Annotated in this window: 12 protein-coding genes; 8 read left to right on the top strand and 4 right to left on the bottom strand. The window is 67.0% G+C overall.

Annotated features, from left to right (window positions below; translation table 11 throughout):
* The first annotated feature begins 36 nt into the window (after positions 1-36).
* A complete protein-coding gene (locus PSR88_RS09905) occupies positions 37-3,993 on the top strand; it encodes a DNA-directed RNA polymerase subunit beta' (RefSeq protein ID WP_009474658.1) in 3,957 nt (1,318 codons plus the stop codon).
* 146 nt (positions 3,994-4,139) lie between these two features.
* Positions 4,140-5,372, top strand: coding sequence for a peptidoglycan DD-metalloendopeptidase family protein (locus PSR88_RS09900; protein ID WP_016882799.1), 1,233 nt, complete (start codon positions 4,140-4,142; stop codon positions 5,370-5,372).
* Here the strand turns inward: PSR88_RS09900 and PSR88_RS09895 are convergent.
* The gene (locus PSR88_RS09895) at positions 5,369-5,929 is read right to left on the bottom strand and encodes a TetR/AcrR family transcriptional regulator (RefSeq protein WP_016882800.1); all 561 of its coding nucleotides are present in this window, start codon (positions 5,927-5,929) and stop codon (positions 5,369-5,371) included. The two genes, PSR88_RS09900 and PSR88_RS09895, sit on opposite strands and share 4 nt — an antisense overlap.
* Positions 5,930-6,047: 118 nt before the next feature.
* On the opposite strand from PSR88_RS09895, the gene PSR88_RS09890 reads away from it, so the two are divergent.
* Complete coding sequence (locus tag PSR88_RS09890; RefSeq protein ID WP_005258232.1) at positions 6,048-6,248, top strand: hypothetical protein; 201 nt, start codon at positions 6,048-6,050, stop codon at positions 6,246-6,248.
* A 5-nt stretch (positions 6,249-6,253) separates the two neighbouring features.
* Here the strand turns inward: PSR88_RS09890 and PSR88_RS09885 are convergent, their stop codons facing one another.
* Together PSR88_RS09885 and PSR88_RS09880 are read right to left on the bottom strand one after the other, a co-directional pair.
* Positions 6,254-6,766, bottom strand: coding sequence for a SixA phosphatase family protein (locus PSR88_RS09885; protein WP_016882801.1), 513 nt, complete (start codon positions 6,764-6,766; stop codon positions 6,254-6,256).
* Between the two features lie 9 nt (positions 6,767-6,775).
* Positions 6,776-7,789 (bottom strand): aldo/keto reductase, encoded by a 1,014-nt coding sequence (locus tag PSR88_RS09880; RefSeq protein ID WP_029539335.1) that lies wholly within the window; start codon positions 7,787-7,789, stop codon positions 6,776-6,778.
* Between the two features lie 134 nt (positions 7,790-7,923).
* Here PSR88_RS09880 and PSR88_RS09875 point away from each other — a divergent pair, with 134 nt between their 5' ends.
* Positions 7,924-8,760 carry a helix-turn-helix transcriptional regulator gene (locus PSR88_RS09875; protein ID WP_016882803.1) on the top strand — a complete coding sequence of 279 codons (837 nt, stop codon included), beginning with the start codon at positions 7,924-7,926 and terminating at the stop codon, positions 8,758-8,760.
* Here the strand turns inward: PSR88_RS09875 and PSR88_RS09870 are convergent, their stop codons facing one another.
* Entirely contained in the window at positions 8,761-9,540 is a 780-nt protein-coding gene (locus tag PSR88_RS09870; protein ID WP_016882804.1) for an acyl-[acyl-carrier-protein] thioesterase, read from the bottom strand.
* Positions 9,541-9,693: 153 nt separating this feature from the next.
* Here PSR88_RS09870 and PSR88_RS09865 point away from each other — a divergent pair, with 153 nt between their 5' ends.
* The 4 genes from PSR88_RS09865 (at position 9,694) to PSR88_RS09850 (ending at position 14,462) form a co-directional block, all read left to right on the top strand.
* The gene (locus PSR88_RS09865; protein WP_016882805.1) at positions 9,694-11,355 is read left to right on the top strand and encodes an FAD-dependent oxidoreductase; all 1,662 of its coding nucleotides are present in this window, start codon (positions 9,694-9,696) and stop codon (positions 11,353-11,355) included.
* A gap of 37 nt (positions 11,356-11,392) precedes the next feature.
* Positions 11,393-12,358 carry an NADPH:quinone oxidoreductase family protein gene (locus PSR88_RS09860; RefSeq protein WP_011594844.1) on the top strand — a complete coding sequence of 322 codons (966 nt, stop codon included), beginning with the start codon at positions 11,393-11,395 and terminating at the stop codon, positions 12,356-12,358.
* A 107-nt stretch (positions 12,359-12,465) separates the two neighbouring features.
* The gene (locus PSR88_RS09855) at positions 12,466-12,936 is read left to right on the top strand and encodes a MarR family winged helix-turn-helix transcriptional regulator (protein WP_016882806.1); all 471 of its coding nucleotides are present in this window, start codon (positions 12,466-12,468) and stop codon (positions 12,934-12,936) included.
* Entirely contained in the window at positions 12,933-14,462 is a 1,530-nt protein-coding gene (locus PSR88_RS09850) for a DHA2 family efflux MFS transporter permease subunit (RefSeq protein WP_009474647.1), read from the top strand. The genes PSR88_RS09855 and PSR88_RS09850 overlap by 4 nt, the downstream gene beginning before the upstream one ends.
* Positions 14,463-14,561: the final 99 nt, after the last annotated feature.

Genomic DNA, 14,561 nt, shown 5'->3' with positions numbered 1-14,561 from the left:
CGTTGATCCACAATCCCTCTGGGGAAAGGAAGTTACGTGCTCGACGTCAACTTCTTCGATGAACTCCGCATTGGCCTCGCCAGTGCAGAGGACATCCGCAATTGGTCCTACGGTGAGGTCAAGAAGCCGGAGACCATCAACTACCGCACCCTCAAGCCCGAGAAGGACGGCCTCTTCTGCGAGAAGATCTTCGGCCCCACCCGGGACTGGGAGTGCTACTGCGGTAAGTACAAGCGTGTCCGCTTCAAGGGCATCATCTGTGAGCGCTGCGGCGTCGAGGTGACCCGCGCCAAGGTTCGGCGTGAGCGCATGGGCCACATCGAACTGGCCGCCCCGGTCACGCACATCTGGTACTTCAAGGGCGTGCCCAGCCGTCTCGGCTACCTGCTCGACCTGGCGCCGAAGGATCTCGAAAAGATCATCTACTTCGCCGCGTACGTCATCGTCGGTGTCGACGAGGAACTGCGTCACAACGAGCTGTCCACTCTCGAAGCCGAGATGCAGGTCGAGAAGAAGTCCGTCGCGGATCAGCGTGACGCCGACCTCGAGGCCCGCGCGCAGAAGCTCGAAGCCGACATCGCCGAGTTGGAAGCGGAGGGCGCCAAGTCCGACGTCCGCCGCAAGGTCAAGGACGGCGGCGAGCGCGAGATGCGTCAGCTCCGTGACCGCGCGCAGCGTGAGCTGGACCGTCTCGACGAGATCTGGACCACGTTCACCAAGCTCAGTGTCAAGCAGCTCATCGTCGACGAACTGCTGTACCGCGAGCTCGTCGACCGCTACGGCGAGTACTTCACGGGCGCCATGGGTGCCGAGTCGATCCAGAAGCTCATGGAGAACTTCGACATCGACGCCGAGGCCGAGAACCTCCGCGAGACCATCCGCAGCGGCAAGGGGCAGAAGAAGCTCCGTGCGCTGAAGCGTCTCAAGGTCGTCGCAGCCTTCCAGACCAACCAGAACTCGCCCATGGGCATGGTTCTGAACGCCGTCCCCGTGATCCCGCCGGAGCTGCGTCCGATGGTTCAGCTCGACGGTGGCCGTTTCGCCACCTCCGACCTGAACGACCTGTACCGCCGCGTGATCAACCGCAACAACCGCCTCAAGCGACTGATCGACCTCGGTGCCCCCGAGATCATCGTCAACAACGAGAAGCGGATGCTGCAGGAGTCCGTGGACGCGCTGTTCGACAACGGCCGTCGTGGCCGCCCCGTCACGGGTCCCGGTAACCGTCCGCTGAAGTCCCTGAGCGACCTGCTCAAGGGCAAGCAGGGTCGTTTCCGTCAGAACCTGCTCGGCAAGCGCGTCGACTACTCGGGTCGTTCCGTCATCGTCGTCGGTCCGCAGCTCAAGCTGCACCAGTGCGGTCTGCCGAAGCTGATGGCTCTCGAGCTGTTCAAGCCGTTCGTGATGAAGCGTCTGGTCGACCTGAACCACGCGCAGAACATCAAGTCCGCCAAACGCATGGTGGAACGTCAGCGCGCACAGGTGTGGGACGTCCTCGAAGAGGTCATCGCCGAGCACCCCGTGCTGCTGAACCGTGCACCGACGCTGCACCGCCTGGGCATCCAGGCCTTCGAGCCGCAGCTGGTCGAGGGTAAGGCCATTCAGCTCCACCCGCTGGTGTGTGAGGCCTTCAACGCCGACTTCGACGGTGACCAGATGGCCGTGCACCTTCCGCTGTCCGCGGAGGCGCAGGCCGAGGCTCGCATCCTGATGCTGTCGTCGAACAACATCCTGTCGCCCGCGTCGGGTCGACCGCTCGCCATGCCCCGTCTGGACATGGTCACCGGTCTGTACCACCTGACCCGGTTGGACGAGGGTGCGATCGGCGAGCTCGCAGCGTCGACCAGCGACGAGGCGGAGCAGGGCGTGTACTCCTCGCCTGCCGAGGCTCAGATGGCCGTCGATCGTGGCGCGCTCGTCGTGCAGGCGAAGATCAAGGTGCGGCTCACGCAGCAGCGCCCGCCCCGCGACATCGAGTCGGAGCTGTTCCCCGAAGGCTGGAACTACGGTGACGGCTGGACCGCGGAGACGACGCTGGGTCGCGTGCTCTTCAACGAGCTGCTGCCCGCGGACTACCCGTTCGTCAACGAGCAGATGCCGAAGAAGCGTCAGGCGACGATCATCAACGATCTCGCCGAGCGCTACCCCATGATCGTGGTCGCGCAGACCGTCGACAAGCTGAAGGACGCCGGTTTCTACTGGGCCACGCGTTCCGGTGTCACGGTCTCGATCTCCGACGTCCTCGTGCCGCCGGAGAAGGCTCAGATCATGGAGTCCTTCGAGGCTCAGGCCGACCAGATCGAGAAGAAGTACCAGCGTGGTGCTCTGAACAAGACCGAGCGCAACAGCGCCCTGGTCAAGATCTGGTCCGAGGCCACCGACGAGGTCGGTAAGGCCATGGAGGCCCACTTCCCCGACGACAACCCGATCCCGATGATCGTGAAGTCCGGCGCCGCCGGCAACATGACTCAGGTTCGTTCGCTCGCCGGCATGAAGGGTCTGGTGACCAACCCGAAGGGTGAGTTCATCCCGCGTCCGATCAAGTCTTCCTTCAAGGAAGGCCTGACCGTTCTCGAGTACTTCATCAACACGCACGGTGCCCGTAAGGGTCTGGCCGACACCGCGCTCCGCACCGCCGACTCGGGTTACCTGACCCGTCGTCTGGTGGACGTCTCGCAGGACGTCATCGTCCGCGAGGTCGACTGTGGAACCGAGCGCGGCATCGTCACCACGATCGCCGAGAAGCAGGCCGACGGCACGCTTATCCGCGATGCACACGTGGAGACGAGCACGTACGCCCGCACCCTGGCCGCCGACGCGGTCGACGAGAACGGCAACGTCATCGTCGAGCGTGGACACGACCTGGGCGACCCGGCTATCGACGCGCTGCTCGAGGCAGGCATCACGCAGGTCAAGGTCCGCTCGGTGCTCACCTGCACCACCGGCACCGGCGTCTGCGCCACCTGCTACGGCCGCTCCATGGCCACCGGCAAGCTCGTCGACATCGGTGAGGCCGTCGGTATCGTCGCCGCACAGTCCATCGGTGAGCCCGGTACCCAGCTGACCATGCGTACGTTCCACCAGGGTGGTGTCGCCGGAGACGACATCACCGGTGGTCTGCCGCGTGTTCAGGAGCTGTTCGAGGCCCGCGTCCCCAAGGGCAAGGCCCCGATCGCCGACGTCAGTGGCCGCGTGCAGCTCGAGGACGGCGACCGCTTCTACAAGATCACCATCGTCCCGGACGACGGTGGCGAAGAGGTTGTCTACGACAAGCTCTCGAAGCGTCAGCGTCTGCGTGTCTTCAAGCACGACGACGGCACCGAACGCCTTCTGGCCGACGGTGACCACGTCGAGGTCGGTCAGCAGCTCATGGAAGGTGCTGCCGATCCGCACGAGGTGCTGCGTGTCATGGGCCCCCGTCAGGTGCAGATCCACCTCGTCAACGAGGTCCAGGAGGTGTACCGGAGCCAGGGTGTGTCGATCCACGACAAGCACATCGAGGTCATCGTGCGCCAGATGCTGCGTCGCGTGACGATCATCGACTCGGGCGCCACGGAGTTCCTGCCCGGTTCGCTGACCGAGCGTGCGGACTTCGAAGCGGCCAACCGCCGTGTCGTCGCCGAGGGTGGCGAGCCGGCAGCCGGACGTCCGGTGCTGATGGGTATCACCAAGGCATCGCTGGCGACCGATTCGTGGCTGTCCGCGGCGTCGTTCCAGGAGACCACTCGCGTCTTGACCGATGCGGCGATCAACTGCCGCTCGGACAAGCTGATCGGTCTGAAGGAAAACGTGATCATCGGAAAGCTGATCCCTGCCGGTACCGGTATCAACCGTTACCGCAACATCCAGGTTCAGCCGACCGAAGAGGCCCGCGCTGCTGCGTACGCGGTTCCGTCCTACGACGACCAGTACTACAGCCCGGACGGCTTCGGCCAGAACACCGGTGCCGCGGTGCCGCTCGACGATTACGGTTTCAGCAACGATTACCGGTAGGCGCTCCGCGCCCGTGAGCGGTTGACGAGTCCCAGGACTCGCCGAGCACTCACCAACGACGAAGGCCCCACCCCACTCTCTTCGGGGGTGGGGCCTTCATCTGTTTCCATGCCTTGTCGCCGGGTGTTCGCCGTTGCTAGCGTCGGATGATGGCCCGGTCGAGGTTCGCCATCGCGCTCCTACTCGCCGTCGTCGTGGCAGCCGCGACCTCCTGCACGGGCTCGGACACCCAGGAGAGCGAGGCGACGTCATCGGCGACGCCGGCCGCGTCCGCCGGTCCCGCTGTGCTCAGTCCGGTGGTCGCGGATGTGGTGGCCGGACCGATCCCGGTGACGGGCAGCGACGGTCGCGTGCACCTCGCCTACGAACTGCGGCTGACGAACACTGGTTCGCAGCCGGCGACGATCACGTCGCTGCAGGTGAAGGGCGACGACCGCACGCTGGTGGACCTGAGCGGCGACGCGCTGACGCCGTGGTTCCAGGCACTCGGCGGAGGCCCGAAGACCGGCACCGTCCTCGCCCCCGGACAGCAGGGGCTGGTGTGGATCGACGCGACACTGAACAGTCCCGACGATGTGCCCGACAGTCTCGGCCACGTCGTGAACGTCAACTTTCCGCAGGCGACGTCACTCGTGCCGTCGCAGCTCGCCGAGAACGTGGCCGACACCGAAGTCGACACCCGCGACGCCGTCCGGATCCGCGCTCCCCTCGACGGTCCGCGGTGGCTCGACGGCACCGGCTGCTGCACGGTCACGTCCCACCGCGCGGCCGTGCTGCCGATGAACGGCCGGATGCTCGCGGCCGAGCGCTTCGCGATCGATTTCGTCCAGCTCGACGAGCAGGGACGCATCTACGTCGGCGACAAGACTCAGCTGTCGAGCTACGAGTACTACGGCGCACCGGTGCGCGCGGTGTCGGGCGGCAAGGTGATCGCCGTCGTGGGCGATCTGTCCGAACAGGTTCCGGGTGCCAGTCCGCAGGGACTGCCCCTCGACCAGTACGGCGGAAACCACGTCGTCCAGGACATCGGCAACGGGCGGTACGCGTTCTACGCACACCTGCGGCCCGGCAGTGTGGACGACATCAGCGTCGGCCAGGACCTGCGGGCGGGCGACCAGCTCGGGTTGCTGGGCAACAGCGGAAACACCGACGCGCCGCACCTGCACTTCCATCTGATGGACGGGCCGGACTATCTGGCGTCGAACGGCATTCCGTTCGAGTTCGAGAACTTCGACCTCGACGGGCGGGTGACGGGGGAGAGCCTCGAAGCTGCTGCGACCGCAGGCGCCCCGGTGGTCGACGAGGCGGGAACGCAGACCGGATCGCGCACCGACGAGATGCCGCTGTACCTCGACGTCGTGACGTTCCCGGGCAGTTAGCCGAGGAGCCCGCGCTCGACGAACCGGGTGAGTGCGGCGATGCCCGCATCGTCGTCGCCGTCCCACAGGTCGACGAAGGCGGTGGCCACCGCGGCGAGCAGCTGTGCACTGACGTCGGGGCTCGCGGGGAGGCGTGCGCCGTCCGCGGAGAGTGTGGTGAGGAGTTCGGCCCACGGCTTCATCTGCTCGATCCCGAAGCCGTGCATCCGCTGCGCGAACTCGGGATCGACGAGGGCTGCGTCGCGGAGCGCGGCCATCACGGGGCGATGCCGCGACTGCAGTTGCCAGAACACGGCGAGATGCGGACCGAGGTTCCGCAGATCGTCGGGAGAGGTGGTGATGAGTGCATCCGCGTCGTCGCCGATGTCGTCCGCGAGCGCGAGGAGCAGCGCTTCCTTGCCGTCGAAATGGTTGTAGAACGAACCCGCCGCCTTGCCGGCCTCGGTCGTGATGTCGGTAATGGTGGCGTTCAGGTAACCCTTGCGTTCGAAGACCACTCTGGCTGCGTCGAGCAAGTCCCGGCGCGTCTGTGCGGCCTTCTCCTGTCGGGTGGTCACTGCGCTTTCCCCATCTCCCTCGCCGCTGGTCTGCCCTCGCTCGACCGGGTTTTCGTCCCGTGAAGACTATCCTCGACCACACCTGTCCGATATGCGTGGTTCGCTGAACGGAGACGAGATGTCCGAGAAGAAGATCGATCGCGTCAAGACGGAGTCGGCACTCGAAGTGCTGCGGGAAAGCCCCACGATCGCACTCATCACCGTGGCACCGGCACTGGTCGTCTTCGGGGTGGTCTGGTGGCTGTTCGGATTCTGGTCGGCCCTCGTGCTGGTCCTGATTCTGGGTGTTGTCGCCGTGGTCGGCCGGAAGCTGTTCTGAGGCCGCTACCGCGGAATGTGGAACGCGGCGAGTGACGCCGCGCTCGACGTGAGTTCGTCCCACTCGCACGGCACCGTGAGAACGGCGAGCGCGGACGTCGGGAACTTCTCCCGCATCAGGTCGGCATCCCCGGTGTCGGGGTTGCCTGCCAGATCCAGTGCCGTCGACGGCATGCCGGGAACATGCCCGACCACGAGCAGCGTGCGCACCGATGACTCGACCCGCACGATCTCCATGAGCACCTCGGACGGGTACGCGCCGTACAACTCCTCGGCGAACCGGGCGGGAGCGCCGACCCGGGTCGCCTCCAGCGTTTCCCGGGTGCGGCGAGCGGTCGAACACAGCACGGCGTCGATCGGCGGCTGAGTCGACCGCAGCCACTCACCGGCCATACCCGCCTGCTTCCGCCCGCGGGGCGCCAACGGCCGCTCGTGATCCGCGACCCCCTCCGGGTACGCCGACTTGCCGTGGCGCATCAGGATCAGGGTGCGATTCCGCGACGAGCTGTGCGAGGCCATGGCTAGACGCTAGCGCCCCACGCCGGCGCGTTCACTGTCGAGTTGGGCCATCTGCGCGGGCGCGTAGCGGTCCCCGGCGACCGCGGTGTCGGGAACCGCTGCGGCGATGGCGGCGAGGTCACCGGCGCCGAGGTGGACGTCGAGTGCGCCGAGCGCCTCCTCGAGCCGGGCGACGGTGCGCGCTCCGACGACGGGCACGATGTCGTCGCCCTGGGCGAGAACCCACGCGATCGCCAGCTGCGCGACGCTCACACCGTGCTGCGCGGCCACGTCGGCGAGCGAGTCGACGAGGGTGAGGTTCTGCCGGAGGTTGTCGCCCTGGAACCGGGGGCTGTGTGCGCGGAAGTCGTCGGCCGCGAGGGTCTGATCGGTGCGCAGCGAGTCGCTGAGCAGGCCCCGGGAAAGTACGCCGTAGGCCGTCACGCCGATCCCGAGTTCCCGGCAGAGCGGGAGGATCTCGGCCTCGATACCCCGCGAGACGAGCGAGTACTCGATCTGCAGGTCCACGATCGGGTGCACCGCCGCCGCGCGGCGCAGGGTCTCGGGGCCCACCTCGGAGAGCCCGATGTGGCGCACGTAGCCGGCCTCGACGAGTTCGCCGATCGTTCCGACGCTGTCCTCGATCGGCACGTCGGGGTCGAGGCGGGCGGGGCGGTAGATGTCGATGTAGTCGACACCGAGACGCTGCAGCGAGTAGGCGAGGAAGTTGCGGATCGACTCGGGTCGCGTGTCGACTCCGGCCCACGTGCCGCCGGGGCCGCGCAGCCCGCCGAACTTGACGCTGAGGGTCACGTCCTCCCGTCGACGGCCCGCGAGGGCCTTGCCGATCAGGGACTCGTTGTGGCCCGATCCGTAGAAGTCCCCGGTATCGACGAGGTCGATCCCGGCGTCGAGCGCCGCGTGGATGGTGGCGGTGGACTCCGCGTCGTCCGTCCTGCCGTACATCCCGGACATGCCCATGGCGCCGAGGCCGAGCCGGCTGACTGTGGGACCGGTGGTTCCGAGTGCGGTGGTGCTGATCATGTTCTGCTCCGATGGTCGGTGTCTGTTCCGGACTGACACCAGCGTCGCCGTCGCCGCGAGCGGCAACCAGAGACCGGTCATCGGGGGACCGGCGATCCCTGGCAGCGTCCCGGTGGGTCCGGCACAGTTGATGCATGAACCGCTCCGAGTTGGCCGACTTCCTCCGCCGTCGCAGGGAACAGCTGGTTCCGGCCGACGTCGGACTGCCACCGGGTGTACGCCGGCGGACGCCGGGGCTCCGGCGCGACGAGGTGGCGATGCTCGCGGGAATGTCGACGGACTACTACACGCGACTCGAGCAGGCCCGCGGTCCGCATCCGTCGACGCAGGTCCTGGCGTCGATCGCGCGGGCGATGCGGCTGACCGACGATCAGCGAGACCATCTCTACCTGTTGTCGGGTCAGGTGCCGCCGATGCGGGCCGCGGGCAACAAGCACGTCGGGCCGGGACTGCTGCACCTGCTCGACAAGCTCGACGACACCCCGGGCTGCGTCATCTCGGACCTCGGGGAAGTGCTGGTCCAGAACCGCATGCACGTGATCCTGTTCGGCGACGCGTCCCGGTATTCGGGTCTCGATCGGTACGTGCCGTGGCGGTGGTTCGCGCACCCCGGCGAGCGCGGAATGTTCCCCGAGGACGATCACGAGCGGCTCGCCGGACATCACGTCGCGGACTTGCGGGCGACGGCCGCCCGGCGGGCCGGTGACGCCGACGTGACGGAACTGGTGGACCGCCTCTATGAGAGCAGCACCGAATTCGCCGCGCTCTGGGACAGGCACGATGTGGCCGTCCGCCGGTCCGACACCAAGACCGTCCTCCACGCCGAGGTCGGACGCATCGACCTCGTCTGCGAGACGCTGCTGACCCCGAGCGCCTACCAGCACCTGCTCGTGTACATGCCGCAGCCGGGCTCCGACGCGCGGGCCCGGCTCGACCTGTTGCGGGTGATCGGCACCCAGCAGATGGTCTGATCAGGCGGCGAGTGGCCCGATGCTGGCCACGGCACGCAGGGCGTCGTCGACCAGGAACCATACGGTCAGCGACGTGTCGTCCCGCCTCGAGCGCAGGACAATTCGGTCGGTCGACACGATGGGCGAGAGGTACTCGAGCACGGCGCGATGGGGATTGTCGACGAGGCGGCCGCCGCCCGGATGCTCGTGGTCGGCGAGCAGTTCTTCGACGGCCTGCCAGTAGACGGCGTTGTTGACGTGGTCGAACGGGTCGATGTCGGTGCGGCGTAGGACGAACTCGGTATCCACGATGCCGTCCTCGTCTGCGGCCGGCGCATTTTCGACGAGCCACCGCTTCCACTTGAGCCGGTGTTCCTCCGCCGACTCGCCGAGGCGTTCGATGAACCCGTCGTCGATGCGGGTGGGCATTCCCGTTTCGCCGCTGATGTGGATCCAGAAGCCTTCGGTCTCGATGAGGGCGCCCGCCTCACCCTCGATCTGGACCCGCATGTTCGTCCAGCGGGTCGAGAGCGCGGAGCACCAGCGCCGGAGGTGCACCCGCTCGGGCCATACCGCCGGTCGTACGACGTCGATGACGGTGCGCCGGACGATCCACAGTGGGTGGCTGTCGGCGGCGTCGACCGCGTCGAGGTTGTCCAGTCCGGCGTCCTGCAGATACCGCGCGATCCCGTCGAGGCGCAGGCGCTTGGCCGCATCGATGTCGCCGGTGCGGACCGGCCAGGACGTCTCGAAGAAGCGGCCGCGTGCGGGGGCAGCGGCGAGGGGTCGGTCGAGTGCCAAGATGCGGTTCCTTCGCTCGTGGACGGAGCCCCGATTCTTCCATCCCGGCGCCGGTGCTTGTTTGCGGACGCGATTCTCAGTACAGTTCATATAACTGTTACTACGTGTAACACAAACGAGTTCGATGCTCCGGACAGGTGTGAGGAAACCGCAATGGCATATGTCATCACCCAGGCGTGCTGCAACGACGCGAGCTGCGTCTCCGCATGCCCCGTGAACTGCATCCATCCGACACCGGAGGAGCGGGAATTCGCGCAGACCGAGATGCTGCACATCGACCCGGAAACCTGCATCGACTGCGGGGCCTGCGTCGATGCCTGTCCGGTCGACGCGATCTTCCCGGAAGACAAGCTCATCGGCTCACTCACCCGCTACAAGGACATCAACGCCGAGTACTACACGACCAACCCCATGCCGACGGGGTGGATCCCCCTCACGCCCGCGACGCCGCCGCGCCGCGACCTCGGCAAGCTCCGGGTCGCCGTCGTCGGCGCGGGCCCGGCGGCCTGCTACGCCGCCGGTGAACTGCTCGAACGCTCCGACGTCGAGGTCGAGATGTTCGAGAAGCTCCCGACCCCGTGGGGACTCGTCCGCGCCGGTGTCGCACCCGACCATCCCGGCACCAAGGAGGTGACCCGGATGTTCGAGTGGAGCCTCGACCGGCCGAACTTCGAGTTCCACCTCAACGTCGAGGTCGGCACGCACGTCACCCACGACGAGTTGCTGGAGAATCACCACGCCGTCATCTACGCCGTCGGGGCGTCGAGCGACCGGCGTCTGGGAATCCCGGGCGAGGACCTTCCCGGCGTGCACGCCGCCACCGAATTCGTGGCCTGGTACAACGGCCACCCGGACTACGCGGAGCGCACGTTCGACCTGTCCGCGAAGCGCGCGGTGATCGTCGGTAACGGCAACGTCGCGCTCGACGTGGCCCGCATCCTCACGATGAACGTCGAGGAGCTGGAACGGACGGACATCGCCGATCACGCCCTCGCCGCCCTGCGGCGCAGCAACATCGAGGAGGTCGTGCTCCTCGGCCGCCGCGGGCCCGCGCAGGCCGCCTACAGCAACCCCGAGTTCCTGGCGCTCGGCGACCTCGAGAACGTGGACGTCGTCATCGACGACGCCGATCTCGACCTCGACCCGGCCAGTGAGGCACTGCTCGACGATCCGGCCACCGCGATGAAAGTCCGGCTCGCGCGGGAGTTCGCGCAGCGTGCCCCGCGGCCCGGTCACAAGCGCATCGTGTTCCGCTACCTGACGTCGCCGCTCGAGGTCACCGGATCCGGCAAGGCAGAGGCCCTGCGCTATGGACGCAACGAACTGGTGGTCGACGACTCCGGCGCGTTGTCCGCCCGGGCTCGCGGCGAGGAGGGCTCGCTGGACACCTCGCTCGTGCTGCGCTCCATCGGCTACCGCGGCAACCGCGTCAGCGGTGTCGCGTTCGACGAGAAGCGCGGCGTGATCCCCAACGAGCACGGCCGGGTCACCGACCGGGTGTACGTGACCGGATGGATCAAGCGCGGTCCCAGCGGCGTCATCGGCACCAACAAGGCGTGCGCGAAGGAGACGGTGTCGTCGCTGCTCGCGGATTTCGAGGCCGGAAAACTCCTCGGCACGGTCGGCACCCGCAAGGACGTGAAGAAGCTGATCGAGCGGCGCCAGCCCGAACAGATCGGGTTCCCCGGCTGGCGGGCGATCGACAAGGCGGAGACCGGTCGCGCGGCGGGGTCCGGCCGGCCCCGCGTGAAGATGACCGACAAGGTCGAGCTGGTGTCCGTCGCCCGCAAGCGGAAGCGGCTGTTCGCTCGTTGACGCCTCTCGCCACCCCCGCGCGTCTACTGTTTCGAGCATGCGCGCAGTGGTGGTGACGGAGCTGTCGGGGCCGGGCGGCATGACGCTGCAGGACGTACCCGAACCGGCGGCCGAGGGGCTCGTCCTGATCGACGTCAAGGCCAGCGGCGTGTGCTTCCCCGACCTGCTGATCAGCTACGGCAAGTATCAGCTCGGCCCCGAGTTGCCGTTCGTTCCCGGCGCCGAAGTCGCGGGTGTCGTGGTGTCGGCACCGGCGGACAGTGGATTCGAGCCCGGTCAGCGGGTGCTCGCGGCGTCGCAGGTCGGCGGTTACGCCGAACGGGTCGCGGTGCCGCCGGCGCAGGTGCTGCCCATTCCGTCGATCCTGGATTTCGACGAGGCGGCGTCGCTGATCGTCAACTACCAGACGATGGAGTTCGCGCTGGAGCGCCGGGCCCGGCTGCGGGCAGGCGAAACCGTCGTCGTCCTCGGCGCGGCGGGTGGGGTGGGGACGTCCACCATCCAGCTGGCCAAGGCGCACTGCGCCCGCGTGATCGCGGTGGTGCGCCGGGACGGGGCCGAAGACTTCCTGCGCGAACTAGGGGCCGACGAGGTCGTCCGCCTCGACGACGGCTGGGGCGCCCGGGTCCGCGCGCTGACCGGCGGCCGGGGCGCGCAGATCGTGGTCGACCCGGTCGGCGGCGACGCGTTCGACGAGGCCGTCCGGGTGCTGGCCCCGGAAGGCCGGCTGGTCGTGATCGGTTTCGCGGGAGGGGCGATCCCCGAGGTGAAGGTGAACCGGGTGCTGTTCCGCAACATCAGCATCGTGGGTGCGGCGTGGGGTGAGTTCATCCGGACCGAACCGAATGCGCTGGAAGAGGTGCATGCCGCGCTGATCCGGCACGTCGAACGAGGATTGCGTCCCGTGGTCACTTCCCGGTATCCACTCGAGCGGGCCGCGGACGCATTGCGAGATCTCGAGGCGGGCCTCGTGCTGGGTAAAGCGGTGCTCGTCCAGGACTGAACCCGCAGGGCGAGGGTGTCGCCGGGGGGTGTGATACCTGACACCATTTATTCGGTTGCGCCATAGTTGCTCTTGGGCAATAGTTGCATGAGCGCTAGCATTCGAGGGTGCCCGACAAATCTCCTGATTTTCTCTTCGAACTACTCAACGACTTCTTCACCCAACTGTTGAGTGCGGGGGAGTCGGAGTCGATGGACAACCTCATCGAGCTGGACCTCACGTTTTCGCAGGTGCGCATGCTCTTCGCGCTGGTTCAGCACGGTGAGCCACTTCCGATCAACGAGGTGGCCGAGCGGTTGCGGCTCTCGGTGGCCGCAGCGGGTCGGAACGTCGATCAACTCGTGAAACTGGGTCTGGTCGTTCGCCGGGAGGACGAACGCGACCGGCGGGTCAAGCGGGTCTCCTTGTCGGAGGCCGGACATAAGGTCGCTACCCAGCACATCGAATGCAAGCGTGATCAATTGCGACGGTTCGCATGGCGGGTTCCGGAGATCGAGCGGACTCGGCTGATCGAGGCACTACAACCGATCCTCGCGGGGGAGTCCCTGCGAGAACTCAACCAGGAGATACTCGGATGACATCGCCGACCGCCGCGAACGCGGCGCCCGACAAGCTCGACGGCACGGTCCTCAAGATCGCGTCCGTGGTGGTGCTCGGTGCCATCATGTCGATCCTCGACGTGACCGTCGTCAGCGTCGCGTTGCCGACGTTCGCCACGGAGTTCGACACCACGTACGCCACTGTCGCGTGGACGATGACCGCGTACACGCTCGCCCTGGCCACCGTCATCCCCGTCACAGGGTGGGCGGCCGACCGATTCGGCACCAAGCGCCTCTACATGACGGCGCTCGTGCTGTTCGTCCTCGGCTCGGTGCTGTGTAGCTTCGCGTGGGACATCACGTCGCTCATCGGCTTCCGCGTCCTGCAGGGCCTCGGCGGCGGCATGTTGATGCCGCTCGGCATGACGATCATGACTAAGGCGGCCGGCCCCGACCGTGTCGGCCGGGTCATGGCGGTTCTCGGAATCCCCATGCTGCTCGGCCCCATCGGTGGTCCGATCCTCGGCGGCTGGCTGATCGAGGCGGCGAGCTGGCACTGGATCTTCCTGATCAACCTGCCCATCGGCATCATCGCCCTGGCTGCCGCGTTCATCATCCTGCCCTCCGACAACGCGTCGCCCTCGGAGTCCTTCGACTTCCTCGGCATGCTGCTGCTCTCGCCGGGTCTGGCTCTGTTCCTGTTCGGTGTGTCGTCCATCCCGGAGGTGGGCACGGTCGCTTCGGCTCGCGTGCTCGTGCCCGGTGCGATCGGCCTGGCGCTGATCGTCGCGTTCGTCGTCCACGCACTCCGCAAGGATCACCCGCTGATCGACCTGCACCTGTTCAAGAACCGGCAGCTGTCGGTCGCGGTCATCACGACCTCGCTGTTCATCGTCGCATTCATGGGTGCCGGTCTGCTGTTCCCCAGCTACTTCATCCAGGTCGGTGGTCACACCACGCTCGCCGCCGGTCTGCTGATGGCTCCGCAGGGTATCGGCGCGATGCTGACCATGCCGGTGGCCGGACGTCTCGTCGACAAGATCGGCCCCGGCAAGATCGTGCTGACGGGTCTGCCGTTGATCCTGATCGGTCTGGGTGTCTTCACGCAGGTGGCGTCGGACTCGCCGACCTGGCTGCTGATGGGTGCGCTGTTCGTGATGGGCATGGGCATGGGCTGCACCATGATGCCGCTGATGACGGCAGCGATCGTCACGCTGTCCAACGAGCAGGTCGCGCGCGGTTCCACGCTGATGAACATCGTCCAGCAGACCGCCGGTTCGATCGGTACCGCCGTCATGTCGGTGGTCCTCACCAACCAGCTGCTCGATCGCGGTCTCGACAGTCAGACGGTCGCGATGCAGCACGTGCCCGAGGTCGCCGCACAGGAGCCTCCCGGAATGGTGGATCAGGTCCTGAGCCAGGCCGCCGATGCGTTCGGCAACACGTTCCTGGTCGCCACCGTGCTGATCGCCTTGACGCTCATCCCGGCGTTCCTGCTGCCGCGGAAGAAGTCGGTCAACCCGAAGCTCGAGGCCGAAGGTGCCCCGACGGTCATGATGCACTGATCAGGTTCGTTCGATCCGAACGTCGCCGAGGGCGGCAAGCGCACTGCGCTTGCCGCCCTTCGTCGTTCCCGGAATAGGACGAGGTGGTTGAATGTTGCA

Source organism: Rhodococcus sp. DK176 (genome assembly GCF_038447315.2).
In the GTDB taxonomy this organism is placed as follows: Bacteria; Actinomycetota; Actinomycetes; order Mycobacteriales; family Mycobacteriaceae; genus Rhodococcus_F; species Rhodococcus_F jostii_A.
Note: the sequence above shows the minus strand (reverse complement) of the source record. Positions and strands in the feature narration are given on the sequence as shown.

Excerpts from the sequence above, each read along its gene's own strand:
- PSR88_RS09900 (WP_016882799.1), top strand. The coding sequence starts at position 4,140 with ATGATGGCCCGGTCGAGGTTCGCCATCGCGCTCCTACTCGCCGTCGTC.
- PSR88_RS09890 (WP_005258232.1), top strand. The coding sequence starts at position 6,048 with ATGTCCGAGAAGAAGATCGATCGCGTCAAGACGGAGTCGGCACTCGAA.
- PSR88_RS09885 (WP_016882801.1), bottom strand. The coding sequence starts at position 6,766 with ATGGCCTCGCACAGCTCGTCGCGGAATCGCACCCTGATCCTGATGCGC.
- PSR88_RS09880 (WP_029539335.1), bottom strand. The coding sequence starts at position 7,789 with ATGATCAGCACCACCGCACTCGGAACCACCGGTCCCACAGTCAGCCGG.
- PSR88_RS09875 (WP_016882803.1), top strand. The coding sequence starts at position 7,924 with ATGAACCGCTCCGAGTTGGCCGACTTCCTCCGCCGTCGCAGGGAACAG.
- PSR88_RS09865 (WP_016882805.1), top strand. The coding sequence starts at position 9,694 with ATGGCATATGTCATCACCCAGGCGTGCTGCAACGACGCGAGCTGCGTC.
- PSR88_RS09860 (WP_011594844.1), top strand. The coding sequence starts at position 11,393 with ATGCGCGCAGTGGTGGTGACGGAGCTGTCGGGGCCGGGCGGCATGACG.
- PSR88_RS09850 (WP_009474647.1), top strand. The coding sequence starts at position 12,933 with ATGACATCGCCGACCGCCGCGAACGCGGCGCCCGACAAGCTCGACGGC.